The following is a 13,092-nucleotide window of genomic DNA, read 5'->3' as shown; positions in this document are numbered from 1 at the left end:
GGGTCCCTCACCGCTGCTGTCTGCCGCTACTGGGCGGTCAGGCGGGCGATCGCTTCCTCGACCGTCAGTTCCTCGCGCTCGCCGGTCTTGCGGTCCTTCAGCTCCAGGACGCCCTCGCCGGCGCGGCGGCCGGCGACCAGGATCTGCGGGACGCCGATCAGCTCCGCGTCGGTGAACTTCACGCCCGGGGAGACCCCGGCCCGGTCGTCCACCAGGACGCGGACGCCCGCGGCGGCGAGCTTCTCGGAGACGTCGAGGGCCAGCTCGGTCTGGAGCGCCTTGCCGGCGGCGACGACGTGCACGTCGGCCGGGGCGATCTCCTTGGGCCAGACCAGGCCGTGCTCGTCGGCGGTCTGCTCGGCGAGCGCGGCGACGGCGCGGGAGACACCGATGCCGTAGGAGCCCATGGTGACGCGGACCGGCTTGCCGTTCTGGCCGAGGACGTCCAGCTTGAGGGCGTCGGTGTACTTGCGGCCCAGCTGGAAGATGTGGCCGATCTCGATGGCGCGGTCCAGCTTCAGGCCGGTGCCGCACTTGGGGCAGGGGTCGCCCTCCTGGACCACCACGACGTCCACGTACGCGTCGACCTCGAAGTCCCGGCCGGCGACGACGTTCTTGGCGTGCGTGTGCTCCTTGTTGGCGCCGGTGATCCAGGCGGTGCCGGGGGCCACGCGCGGGTCGGCGATGTAGGTGACCTTCTCGCCCAGGCCCTGCGGGCCGACGTAGCCTCGGACCAGGTCGTCGCGCTCGGCGAAGTCCGCCTCGGTGACCATCTCGACGGCGGCCGGGGCGAAGTGCGCCTCGACCTTGCCCAGGTCCACCTCGCGGTCCCCGGGCACGCCGACGGCGACGATCTCGCCGTCCACCTTGACCAGCAGGTTCTTCAGCGTGGCGGAGGCCGGGACGCCGAGCGAGGCGGCCAGCGTCTCGATGGTCGGGGTGTCGGGGGTCGGGATCTCCTCGGCGGCGGGCACGCCGGAGGCGTCCACCGGCTCCAACGCGTACGTGATCGCCTCCGTGTTGGCGGCGAAGTCGCAGTTCGGGCAGTCGGCGAAGGTGTCCTCGCCGGCCTCGGCCGGGGCGAGGAACTCCTCGGACTTGGAGCCGCCCATGGCGCCGGCGGTGGCCGCGACGATGCGGTAGTCGAGGCCGAGGCGCGCGAAGACGCGCCGGTAGGCCTCGCGGTGCAGGGCGTAGGACCGGCCGAGGCCCTCGTCGTCCAGGTCGAAGGAGTACGAGTCCTTCATCAGGAACTCGCGGCCGCGCAGGATGCCGGCGCGGGGCCGGGCCTCGTCACGGAACTTGGTCTGGATCTGGTAGAGGATCACCGGCAGGTCCTTGTAGGACGTGCACTGGTCCTTGACCAGGAGGGTGAAGATCTCCTCGTGGGTGGGGCCGAGGAGGTAGTCGCCGCCCTTGCGGTCCTTGAGCCGGAACAGCTCCTGGCCGTACTCGTCCCAGCGGCCGGTGGCCTCGTAGGGCTCACGCGGCAGCAGCGCGGGCAGCATGACCTCCTGGGCGCCGATGGCGTCCATCTCCTCGCGGACGACGCGCTCGACGTTGGCGAGGACCTTCTTGCCGAGGGGCAGCCAGCTCCAGATGCCGGCGGCCGTGCGGCGGACGTAGCCGGCGCGGACGAGGAGCTTGTGGCTGAGGACCTCGGCGTCCGCCGGGTCGTCGCGCAGCGTCTTCGCCATCAACTGGGACATGCGCTGGACCGGTGCGTTGGCCATGGTTCTCTTACTCCTGCCGGGAAACGGTGATGGCATGGAGGTTAGCCGGGCCGCCTGTGCCGGTGGAAATCGGTTATCGCCTGCGCAGCGGCAGCGGGGCGCCCATCACGGCGTACGGCCTCGGCGCGCTCGGGAAGTGGACCCGGCGGGCGAGGTCGACGTAGCCGAGGGAGTGGTAGAGGCCGCGGGCGGGGCTGTCGGTGTCGATCGCGGAGAGGATCGAGCGGGGTTCGTCGGCGGTGTCGGTGATGGTGGTGATCAGGCGCCGGCCGATGCCGCGGTTCTGGTGGTCGGGGTGGACGTGCAGTTCGGTGATGACGAAGGAGTCGTCCAGCCAGAAGTCGTTGCCGCCCGCGCGCAGGTAGGGCTCGACGACGGTGGACCACCAGTGGTTTCGGCTGTTGGGCATGCCGTAGACGAAACCGACGAGCCGTCCCCGGACGGTGGCGCCGTAGGCGCGCGCGCCGCGGTACTGCATGTGCCGCTGGACGATCTGGCGGCGTACGGCGACTTCGTCCGGGCCGAGTCCGAAGGCGACGGCTTGGACGGCCAGGGCCTCGTCCACGTGGGCGGTGAGGTCCAGGGAGCCGATCACGAGGTCCATGCCGGGAGCGTACAGGGCGGTCAGAAGAGCACGCTCATGAAGGCTCCCACCTCGTGGAAGCCCACCCTGCGGTACGTCCTGCGCGCCGCGGTGTTGAAGTCGTTCACGTACAGGCTGACCACCGGGGCCACATCGGCCAGGGCGTAGCGCAGGACGGCCGCCATGCCGGGGGCCGCCAGGCCCCTGCCCCGGTACTCGGGGGCCACCCACACGCCCTGGATCTGGCAGGCATGGGGGGTGGCCGCGCCGATCTCCGCCTTGAACACGACCCGGCCCTGGTCGTCGACGCGGGCGAAGGAGCGGCCGGAGCCGACGAGTTCGGCGACCCGGGCCTGGTAGAGCAGGCCGCCGTCGCCGGCGAGGGGCGAGACGCCGACCTCCTCGGTGAACATCGCCACGCACGCCGGCATGATCGTCTCCATCTCGTCCTTGCGGACGCGGCGGACGTAGGGGTCCGGGGCGATGTCGGCCGGCATGCGGTCGGTGACCATCAGCGGCTGGTGGGCGCGGACCTCGCGGGCCGGGCCCCAGTGCGGCTCCAGCAGCCGCCACAGCGCGGCGGTGGCCTCGGCGGGGCCGACGATGGAGGAGCAGCGCCGGCCGGCCCGCCGGGCGCGGTCGGCGAAGGCGCGGACGGCGCGGGGGGTGGCGCAGATCGGGACGAGGTTGGCGCCCGCGTAGCACAGGGACGTGAGCATGCCGTCCTCGTACCAGCCCCACATCTCGCCGCCGAGCCGCCAGGGGTCGAGGCCCGCGACCTGGACCCGCGAGGTCACGAAGGCGTTCGCGACCGGCTCGCGGTCGAGGACGGCGAGCGCGGCGTCCAGGTCGCCCGGTTCGAGAACTCGTGAGGTGGTCTGGGTCAACACGTGCGGGGCCTCACGCTGGGGGTCTGCTGATCTCCGCACTATAGCTGCGCTGCTTCGCCGTGCGCCTGCCAGCCCGGGTGGCTTGGGAGCACCGGCGAGTGCGGGCCGGTCGGTGGCTGCTCGCGCCCACGCGGCGCAGCCGCACATCGAGCAGGGCCCCGCGCCCCTGGCGGGGTGCTGCCACCGACCGGCGACGCAGGAGTCAGCCCGCCACCGACACCGACGGTTCGCCGGAGGCCACGCCCTCGGCCTCCATCTGCTCCGCCAGCTTCATGGCCTCCTCGATGAGGGTTTCCACGATCTTGGACTCGGGGACGGTCTTGATGACCTCGCCCTTGACGAAGATCTGGCCCTTGCCGTTGCCGGAGGCGACGCCGAGGTCGGCCTCGCGGGCCTCGCCGGGGCCGTTGACGACGCAGCCCATGACGGCGACGCGGAGCGGGACCTCCATGCCGGTCAGGCCGGCGGTGACCTCTTCGGCGAGCTTGTAGACGTCGACCTGGGCGCGACCGCAGGACGGACAGGAGACGATCTCCAGGCCGCGCTGGCGCAGGCCGAGCGACTGGAGGATCTGGAGGCCGACCTTGACCTCCTCGACCGGCGGGGCCGAGAGGGAGACCCGGATCGTGTCGCCGATGCCCTGGGAGAGCAGGGCGCCGAAGGCGACGGCCGACTTGATCGTGCCCTGGAAGGCGGGACCGGCCTCGGTGACGCCGAGGTGGAGGGGGTAGTCGCACTGTTCGGCGAGCTGCCGGTAGGCCTCGATCATCACGACCGGGTCGTTGTGCTTGACGGAGATCTTGATGTCGCGGAAGTCGTGCTCCTCGAAGAGGGACGCCTCCCACAGGGCCGACTCGACCAGGGCCTCCGGGGTCGCCTTGCCGTACTTCTGGAGCAGGCGCTTGTCCAGCGAACCGGCGTTGACGCCGATCCGGATCGGGGTGCCGTGGTCCTTGGCGGCCTTGGCGATCTCCTTGACCTTGTCGTCGAACTGCTTGATGTTGCCAGGGTTGACGCGGACGGCGGCGCAGCCGGCCTCGATGGCGGCGAAGACGTACTTCGGCTGGAAGTGGATGTCCGCGATCACCGGGATCTGGGACTTCTTCGCGATGGTGGCCAGGGCGTCGGCGTCGTCCTGGGTGGGGCAGGCCACACGGACGATCTGGCAGCCGGAGGCGGTCAGCTCGGCGATCTGCTGGAGGGTGGCGCCGATGTCGGACGTGCGGGTCGTGGTCATCGACTGGACCGAGACCGGCGCGTCTCCGCCGACCGCCACGCTTCCGACCTGGATCTGCCGGCTCTTCCGGCGCTCGGCGAGCTTGGTCGGAACGGACGGCATGCCGAGAGAAATCGCAGTCATCTGCTGTGCAACCCCAAGTCGTGGATCAAGGTCCGGTCCCGTGCAACGGCGGGCTCCCAGGCTTTGAGATTACGGCACCGGGCCCCGCGTCAGCACATCCCCACCCGTAAACCCACCCGATGGAATGCGGCCCGGAACCCGAGGGGTCCGGGCCGCGATGAACGACGGGTGGCTAGGAGATTTTCACCGGGTTCACCACGTCGGCGATCAGCACCAGGACGGTGAAGCAGACGAAGATCCCGGCCACCACGTACGCCACCGGCATCAGCTTGGCGACGTCGAACGGCCCGGGGTCGGGCCGGCGCAGCACGCGGGCCAGGTTCCGCCGCAGCGACTCCCACAGGGCTCCCGCGATGTGCCCGCCGTCGAGCGGGAGCAGCGGGAGCATGTTGAACAGGAACAGGGAGAGGTTGAAGCCGGCCAGCACGAACACGAACATGGCCAGCTGCTGTGAGGCGGGGATGTCCAGGGTGGCGATCTCGCCGGTGACCCGGGCGGCGCCGACGATGCCCATCGGGGAGTCCGGCTCGCGCGGGCCGTCGCCGAAGGCCGCGTCCCACAGGGCCGGGATCTTGCCGGGCAGGGCGACGAGGGAGTCGACGGCGTCGCCGACCCGGTCGGTCATCCAGGTCACGGACTCGCCGAAGTCCTGTTTGACGACGCCGGTGGCCGGGCTGAAGCCGAGGAAGCCGGCCTTGACGTAGCCGTCGACGTAGTTGCCGCCGGCGTCCTTCTTGGCGACCTGGTTCGTGGCGATCCTGGCGTGCAGGGTCACCGCCCGGCCGTCGCGGTCGACGACGAAGGCGACGTTCTTCCCGGCGCTGTCCCGGATGAGGTCCGAGAGCGTGTTCCAGTCCTTGGTCGGCTTGCCGTCGAAGGAGACGATCTTGTCACCCGCCTTCATGCCGGCCTGCGCGGCCGGGGACGACGGGTCGGTCTTCTTGCAGCTGTCGCGGTGCTGGCTCTGCGCGATGACGCAGGGCGAGACGGATTCCACGACGGTGGTTTCCTTCTGGATGCCGAAGCCCATCAGCACGGTGAGGAAGAGGGCGACCGCGAGCACCAGGTTCATGAAGGGGCCCGCGAACATGACGATGACCCGCTTCCACGGTGTGCGCGTGTAGAACATGCGCGTCTCGTCGCCCGGCTGGAGCTCCTCGAAGGCCGCCGAGCGGGCGTCCTCGATCATGCCGCGCCACGGGGAGGTGGAGCGGGCGGAGACCCGGCCCTGGTCGTCCGGCGGGAACATGCCGATCATGCGGATGTAGCCGCCGAGCGGGACCGCCTTGATGCCGTACTCGGTCTCGCCCTTCCTTCGTGACCAGATGGTCGGGCCGAAGCCGACCATGTACTGCGGCACGCGGATGCCGAAGAGCTTGGCCGTCGACAGGTGCCCCAGCTCGTGCCAGGCGATCGAGACGAGCAGGCCGACCGCGAAGACCACTATGCCGAGGATGAACATCAAGGTCGTCATGCACGCGCCTCCGCGGTCGCCGTCGTGGCTGTGAGTTCACGGGCCCGGGCCCGCGCCCAGGTCTCCGCTTCGAGGACGTCCGACACCGTGAGTGAAGTTCCCGTGACCGGGGTGCCGTGCTCCTCCACCACCCGGGTGACGGTATCCATGATCCCGTTGAAGGGCAGCGCGCCGCTCAGGAAGGCCGCGACGCACTCCTCGTTGGCGGCATTGAACACCGCCGGGGCCGTGCCCGCGAGCCGCCCCACGTGCCGGGCGAGGTTCACCGAGGGGAAGGCCTCGTCGTCCAGCGGGAAGAACTCCCAGGTGGAGGCCTTGCTCCAGTCGAACGCGGGGGCCGCGTCCGGGACACGTTCGGGCCAGCCCAGTCCGATGGCGATGGGCCCGCGCATGTCGGGGGGCGTCGCCTGGGCGATCGTGGATCCGTCGGTGAACTCGACCATCGAGTGGACATACGACTGCGGGTGCACGACCACCTCGATGCGGTCGAAGGGAATGTCGTAGAGGAGGTGGGCCTCGATGACCTCCAGTCCCTTGTTGACCAGGGTCGCGGAGTTGACCGTGATGACCGGGCCCATCGCCCACGTGGGGTGGGCGAGGGCGTCCGCGACGGTGACGTGTGCCAGTTCGTCCCTGGTCCGGCCGCGGAAGGGGCCGCCGGAGGCGGTGACGACGAGCTTGCGGACGTCGGCCCGGGTACCGGCGGCGAGCGCCTGGAAGAGGGCCGCGTGCTCGGAGTCCACCGGGATGATCTGGCCCGGCTTCGCGAGCGCGGTGACCAGCGGGCCGCCGACGATCAGCGACTCCTTGTTGGCGAGCGCGAGGGTGCGGCCCGCCTCCAGGGCGGCGAGGGTCGGGGCGAGGCCGATGGAGCCGGTGATGCCGTTGAGCACGGTGTGGCACGCGGAGGCGGCGACCTGGGTGGCCGCGTCGGGTCCGGCGAGGATCTCGGGCAGCGGGTGCGCACCGCCGTACTCGGCGGCGAGCGCCTCACGCAGCGCGGGGACGACGTCCTCGCGGGCGACCGCCACGGTCCGCACCCGCAGCCGGTGCGCCTGCTCGGCGAGGAGGGCCACCCGGCCGCCGTTCGCGGACAGGGCGGTGACCCGGAAGCGGTCGGGGTTGCGCAGCACGAGGTCGATGGCCTGGGTGCCGATGGATCCGGTGGAGCCGAGGATCACCACGTCCTTGGGGCCGTCCCCGGGGGCGGGGTCGTAGACGAGGTGCGGGTCGGCGAGGGGGGCCGGACGGGCGGGACTGTCGGTCATCCCCCCATTGTGGCGGCACGCGGTGACGGCCCGGACAGCGCGTCCCTCGCTCGGGTGGGTTCAGCGGCATTGTGGACGCGCCGTGAAGATCATGTGATAACACTTCAGTCCGGGCCGGTCGTCCCGGCCCTGCCACGACTTCGCGGACGACATCCTGGGGGGATCTCTCCATGCCTACTGTGCGCATACGCGCCGCCCTGCCCGCCCTCGCCGGCGCGGCCCTGCTCACCGGCACCCTGCTCAGCACCCCGGCCCAGGCCGCCGGGGGCGTGAGGATCCACCACGTGTGGTTCGACAGCCCCGGCACGGACAACCGCTCGAACAAGAGCCTGAACGCCGAGTGGGTGCAGCTGAAGAACACCAGCGGCTCGGCGGTCTCGCTCAAGGGGTGGGTACTGAAGGACGCCTCCCACCACAAGCACGTCTTCGGCAACGTGAAGATCGGCGCCGGGAAGTACCTGAAGGTGCACACCGGCAGCGGCTCGGACACCGCGTCGGACAAGTACCAGGGCCGCCGCGCCTACGTCTGGAACAACGACAAGGACACGGCGACGCTGACCAAGGCGAGCGGCAGCAAGGTCGACACCTGCTCCTGGACGACGCGGGACCCGAGCGACACGTACTGCTAGCTCCCGAAGGGACGGCGGGCGTTCTCGCCGGCGGGGGGTCCGGGGGTCGCGTCGGCGATCCACGGCCCTTCTCCCGACGGGTCGAGGATGCCCTCCTCCAGCCAGGTGTAGGCCCCGCCGAGGACGTGCTTGACCACCTTGCGGTCCAGGTCGTCGGTGTTGGTCCACAGCCGGGCGAAGAGTTCGTCCACCCGGATGCGGGCCTGGCGGCAGAAGGCGTCGGCGAGCTGGTAGGCCTCGCGGCCGTGCTCGCCCTCGCGCCACAGCCGCTCGGCGCGGACGCAGGCCGCGCTCATCGCGAACAGTTCGGCGCCGATGTCCACGATCCGGCCGAGGAAGCCCTGCTTGGTCTCCATCCGGCCCTGCCAGCGGGACATGGCGTAGAAGGTGGAGCGGGCGAGCTTGCGAGCGGTGCGCTCGACGTGGCGCAGGTGCCCGGAGAGGTCGATGCCGTGCTTGAACTCGCCGTACGCCGTCGGCAGTTGACCCGGTCCGGCGACCAGCTTCGGCAGCCACTTGGCGTAGAAGACGCCCGCGTTCGCGCCCGCCTTCGCCTTGGCGGACAGCGGTTTGTCGGGGTCGATGAGGTCACCGGCGACCGAGAGGTGGGCGTCGACGGCCTCCCGCGCGATCAGCAGGTGCATGATCTCCGTCGAGCCCTCGAAGATGCGGTTGATGCGCAGGTCGCGCAGGATCTGCTCGGCCGGGACCGCCCGCTCGCCGCGCGCCCGCAGCGACTCGGCCGTCTCGTAGCCGCGCCCGCCCCGGATCTGGACCAGTTCGTCGGCCATCTTCCAGGCCATCTCGGAGCCGTAGAGCTTGGCGAGGGCGGCCTCGATGCGGATGTCGTTGCGGTCCTCGTCGGCCATCTGCGAGGACAGGTCGAGCACGGCTTCGAGGGCGAAGGTGGTGGCCGCGATGAAGCTGATCTTGGCGCCGACCGCCTCGTGCAGCGCGACCGGCTTGCCCCACTGCTCGCGCTCGGCCGCCCACTCGCGGGCGATCTTCAGGCACCACTTGCCGGCTCCGGCGCACATCGCGGGCAGCGACAGCCGGCCGGTGTTGAGGGTGGTGAGCGCGATCTTCAGTCCGGCGCCCTCGGGGCCGATGCGGTTGCCCGCCGGCACCCGGACCCGGTGGAAGCGGGTGACGCCGTTCTCGATGCCGCGCAGCCCCATGAAGGCGTTGCGGTTCTCGACGGTGACGCCCTCGGCAGCCGCCTCCACGACGAACGCGGTGATGCCGCCCTTGTGCCCCTCGGACTTCGGCACGCGCGCCATGACGACGAGCAGGTCGGCGACCACCCCGTTGGTGGTCCACAGCTTCACCCCGTCGAGCACGTAGTCGTCGCCGTCGACTACGGCGGTGGTGGCCAGGCGCGCCGGGTCGGAGCCGACGTCCGGCTCGGTGAGCAGGAACGCGGAGATGTCGGTGCGGGCGCACCGGGGCAGGAAGGCGTCCTTCTGCTCCTGGGTGCCGAACAGCTTCAGCGGCTGCGGTACGCCGATCGACTGGTGCGCGGAGAGCAGCGCGCCGACGGCGGGGCTGACGGAGCCGACCAGGGCGAGGGCCTTGTTGTAGTACAGCTGGGTGAGGCCGAGACCGCCGTACTGGGGGTCGATCTTCATGCCGAGGGCGCCGAGTTCCTTCAGGCCCGCCACGACCTCGTCGGGGATGCGGGCCTCGCGCTCGATCCGGGCGGGGTCGATCGCCGTCTCGCAGAACGCGCGCAGCTTGGCCAGGAACTCCTCGCCGCGCCGCACGGACTCGTCGTCGGGCAGCGGGTGGGGGTGGATGAGGTCGAGCCGGAAGCGCCCGAGGAACAGCTCCTTGGCGAAGCTGGGCTTGTGCCAGTCCTGCTGCCGGGCGGCCTCCGCCACCTGGCGGGCCTCGCGCTCGGTGACGGTGGTGCGTGGGGTGGTGGTGGCGGACATTCAGGCTCACCTCGCCGCGAAGAGGGACGAATGGGACCGTTCGTTACCGACCAGTGCTACTGGATCGTTGGTACCCGAAACGGGCCGACCCCACCACCCCTCGCGCGCGAACGGTGGACATGCCCGCCGGAGCACCGGGGCCGGGGTGATGTACTGCGGTCGGCGGGGCGCCCCGCATGCCCCCGGGAAATGCTGTCGAAGCGCTTCGACAGCCTATGGACACTCCCGCCCGCCTGGAGCTAGTGTCACCCTTATCTTCACCCACCTTGTCGGTTATGCGCAGCATCGAAGCGCTTCACAACTCCTGGAGAGCTGGATGGTCACCCTCGCCGAGGTCGCTCAGCACGCCGGAGTCTCGGCGAGCACGGTGAGCTATGTCCTCAGCGGCAAGCGGTCCATCTCCGCGACCACCCGGCAGCGGGTCGAACAGAGCATCCGGGAGCTGGGCTACCACCCGAACGCGGGCGCCCGTGCCCTGGCCGGCAAGCGGTCCAACATCATCGCGCTGATGGTCCCCCTGCGCACCGACATGTACGTGCCGGTGCTGATGGAGATCGCCATCGCGGTGGCCACCACGGCCCGGACGCACGGCTACGACGTCCTGCTGCTCACCGGCGAGGAGGGGCCCGACGCGGTGCGCCGGGTCACCGGCAGCGGTCTCGCCGACGCGATGATCCTGATGGACGTCGAGCTGGAGGACGAGCGGCTGCCGCTGCTGCGCGGCGGGGGTGCCCCCGGTCGGGCGAAGTCGGGACCGGGGGACGACCAGCCCTCGGTCCTCATCGGTCTGCCCGCCGACACCACCGGGCTGACCTGCGTGGACCTGGACTGGAGCGCGACCGGCGCGCTGTGCGTGGAGCATCTGGCGGGGCTCGGGCACCGTGACATCGCTGTCATAGGCGAGGCCCCTGCGGTCTACGAGCGGCACACCGGCTTCGCCGAGCGCACCCTGGACGGTCTGCGCTCCCGCGCCCGGGAGACGGGCGTGCGGGTGCTGCACCGGCCGTGCGAGGGCGGGTACGACGCCCTGGCCCTCACCCTGGCCCGGATCTTCGACGAGCGGCCCGGGACGACCGGGTTCGTGGTGCAGAACGAGTCGGCGGTGGAACCGCTGCTCGCGCTGCTGCGCCAGCAGGGCCGGGCCGTGCCCGAGGACGTGTCCGTGGTCGCGATCTGCCCGGACCAGGTCGCCGTCCAGGCCTCGGTACGGCTGACCTCCGTCGCCATCCCCGCCCAGGAGATGGGCCGGCGCGCGGTGGAGCACCTGGTGGCCAAGCTGGACGGGCGGGGCGGCGACGAGGTCGTGCTGCTCGCGCCCGAGCTGACGGTACGGGCGAGTTCCGGACCGGCACCGGCCGCGCCCTGACCACCCGCCGGGCACGCCCCGTACGGGGCACACCTCCGCCCGATCTCCTGCCCGCACGCTGCTCCGACCGCACCTCCGTCCGCTGTCCCGCTCCGCACTTCTGCCGGCTGTCCCTGTCCTGACCCCAGCCTCAGGAGCATGCCGTGAACCAGCCTGTCGTCGCGTGGCCCAAGGCCGGTCTCGCGCAGTCCTCCCCCACCATCGGCACGTTCCGGGAGCGGGACGGGGCGCTGGAGTGGAGCGGCCGTCAGGAGACGGTGCGGATCGAGCCGTGGGGTCCGGACGCGGTCCGGGTGCGCGCCCGGCTCGGCGGCCCGGTGCTGGAGGGCCTGCCGGGCGCGCTCCTCGACGCCCCGCCCGCCCGGGACGGCACGGTCGGGATCGGTGACGGCGGGGCGCGGATGACCGTCGGCACGCTCACCGTCGAGGCGACCGCCGAGGGCCTGCTCCGCTTCCTGCGCACCGACGACCGCACCGAGCTGCTCGCCGAGGAGCGTGCCCACTTCCGGTGGCCGGGTTCCCGCCTGTACACGGCGGTCGGCAACGGACACCACCGGCTGGAGCAGCGGTTCGCCGCCTAAGGGCGAGAAGCTGTACGGGCTCGGCCAGCACCAGCACGGCCGCCTGGACCAGAAGGGCCTGGTGCTGGACCTGGTGCGGCGCAACGCCGAGGTGAGCGTGCCGGTGCTGGTGTCCAGCCGGGGCTACACCCTGCTGTGGAACAACCCGGCGATCGGCCGCGCGGAGCTGGCCGGCAACGGCACCCGGTGGGGCGCGGACTCGGCCCGGCAGAGCGACTACTGGATCACGGCCGGCACCCCGGCGGACGGCCGGCGCGCCTGCACGGCGGTGACCGGGCGGTCGCCGATGCTCCCGGAGTGGGCGGCGGGCTTCTGGCAGTGCAAGCTGCGCTACCGCACCCAGGACGAACTCCTCGCCGTGGCCCGCGAGTACCAGCGCCGGGGCCTGCCCCTCTTGGGGATCGTCTGCGACTTCTTCCACTGGACCCACCTCGGCGAGTGCAAGTTCGACCCGTTGGAGTGGCCCGACCCGGCGGCGATGGTGCGCGAACTGGAGGACATGGGCGTCAAGCTGGTCGTCTCCCTCTGGCCGTCGGTGTCCCCGCTGGCCGGGAACCACGCGGTGATGGAGCAGCGCGGCTGGTTCATCGGCACCCAGTACGGACCGCCGGCGCACGCGGACTGGCCGGACAAGGAGGTCGCCTCGACCGTGCAGGTGGCGTTCCACGACGCGACGAACCCGGAGGCCCGCGACTTCGTCTGGTCCCGCGTCCGCGACAACTGCCTTGCCCCGTACGGCATCACGGCCTTCTGGCTGGACGCGTGCGAGCCCGAGCTGAAGCCCGGCTTCCAGGAGAACCTGCGCTAGTGGGCGGGCCCGGGCCTGGAGGTCGGCAACCTCTACCCGGCGACTTCGCGACCCTGCGCCGGCAGCTCGCGGCCGGGCTCAACACCGCGCTGTCCGGCATCCCGTGGTGGAACACCGACATCGGCGGGTCCGGTGCCGCGATCGTGGACCGGACGAGGACGGCGGGCGACGCGGTGACCCCGGCCCACGACGGCACGGCCGAACTGGTCTACCGCGCCTGCGACTTCGGCACGGGTGTGCGCGAGGTGAGCGCGCGAGGGGCGGGCGGGGGCACCCTGGAACTCGCCCTGGACGGCGGCCCGGTGCTGGCGGCGCTCACCCCGGACACGCCCACGGACGGCCCGTACGCGTACACGGACCTGACCGCCGGGCTGGTCGCCGACGGCGTCCACGACGTCCGCCTCAGGCTGCGCGGCCCGCTGCGGCTCGCGCGCGTCGGCTTCTCCGGTTGAGGGTCCCGAAGGAG

General features: G+C 71.5%; 9 protein-coding genes and 1 pseudogene. 3 read left to right on the top strand and 7 right to left on the bottom strand.

Features of this window, described 5'->3' with window-relative positions:
• Nucleotides 1–26 precede the first annotated feature (26 nt).
• From IE294_RS24215 to dxr, 6 genes are all read right to left on the bottom strand, one after another.
• A complete protein-coding gene (locus IE294_RS24215) occupies nucleotides 27–1,733 on the bottom strand; it encodes a proline--tRNA ligase (RefSeq protein ID WP_189889412.1) in 1,707 nt (568 codons plus the stop codon).
• Between the two features lie 73 nt (nucleotides 1,734–1,806).
• A complete protein-coding gene (locus tag IE294_RS24210) occupies nucleotides 1,807–2,337 on the bottom strand; it encodes a GNAT family N-acetyltransferase (RefSeq protein ID WP_189889409.1) in 531 nt (176 codons plus the stop codon).
• 20 nt (nucleotides 2,338–2,357) lie between these two features.
• The gene (locus tag IE294_RS24205) at nucleotides 2,358–3,206 is read right to left on the bottom strand and encodes a GNAT family N-acetyltransferase (protein WP_189889407.1); all 849 of its coding nucleotides are present in this window, start codon (nucleotides 3,204–3,206) and stop codon (nucleotides 2,358–2,360) included.
• Nucleotides 3,207–3,408: 202 nt separating this feature from the next.
• Nucleotides 3,409–4,566, bottom strand: coding sequence for a flavodoxin-dependent (E)-4-hydroxy-3-methylbut-2-enyl-diphosphate synthase (gene ispG, locus IE294_RS24200; RefSeq protein WP_058082097.1), 1,158 nt, complete (start codon nucleotides 4,564–4,566; stop codon nucleotides 3,409–3,411).
• Nucleotides 4,567–4,738: 172 nt separating this feature from the next.
• Complete coding sequence (locus IE294_RS24195; RefSeq protein WP_189889405.1) at nucleotides 4,739–6,040, bottom strand: M50 family metallopeptidase; 1,302 nt, start codon at nucleotides 6,038–6,040, stop codon at nucleotides 4,739–4,741.
• On the bottom strand, nucleotides 6,037–7,308 hold the full coding sequence (gene dxr / locus IE294_RS24190) for a 1-deoxy-D-xylulose-5-phosphate reductoisomerase (protein WP_189889403.1): 1,272 nt from the start codon (nucleotides 7,306–7,308) through the stop codon (nucleotides 6,037–6,039). Before dxr ends, IE294_RS24195 begins: the two co-directional genes overlap by 4 nt.
• 170 nt (nucleotides 7,309–7,478) lie before the next feature.
• Between dxr and IE294_RS24185 the strand changes: the two genes are divergently transcribed.
• Nucleotides 7,479–7,937, top strand: coding sequence for a lamin tail domain-containing protein (locus tag IE294_RS24185; protein ID WP_189889401.1), 459 nt, complete (start codon nucleotides 7,479–7,481; stop codon nucleotides 7,935–7,937).
• On the opposite strand, the gene IE294_RS24180 is transcribed toward IE294_RS24185, so the two are convergent.
• Complete coding sequence (locus IE294_RS24180; RefSeq protein WP_189889399.1) at nucleotides 7,934–9,871, bottom strand: acyl-CoA dehydrogenase family protein; 1,938 nt, start codon at nucleotides 9,869–9,871, stop codon at nucleotides 7,934–7,936. The two genes, IE294_RS24185 and IE294_RS24180, sit on opposite strands and share 4 nt — an antisense overlap.
• A 316-nt stretch (nucleotides 9,872–10,187) precedes the next feature.
• Between IE294_RS24180 and IE294_RS24175 the strand changes: the two genes are divergently transcribed.
• On the top strand, nucleotides 10,188–11,237 hold the full coding sequence (locus IE294_RS24175) for a LacI family DNA-binding transcriptional regulator (protein ID WP_189889397.1): 1,050 nt from the start codon (nucleotides 10,188–10,190) through the stop codon (nucleotides 11,235–11,237).
• Nucleotides 11,238–11,380: 143 nt separating this feature from the next.
• Nucleotides 11,381–13,078, top strand: a pseudogene (locus tag IE294_RS47800) (TIM-barrel domain-containing protein).
• Nucleotides 13,079–13,092: the final 14 nt, after the last annotated feature.

The organism is Streptomyces canarius (assembly GCF_014650735.1).
Taxonomy (GTDB): domain Bacteria; phylum Actinomycetota; class Actinomycetes; order Streptomycetales; family Streptomycetaceae; genus Streptomyces; species Streptomyces olivaceoviridis.
Note: the sequence above shows the minus strand (reverse complement) of the source record. Positions and strands in the feature narration are given on the sequence as shown.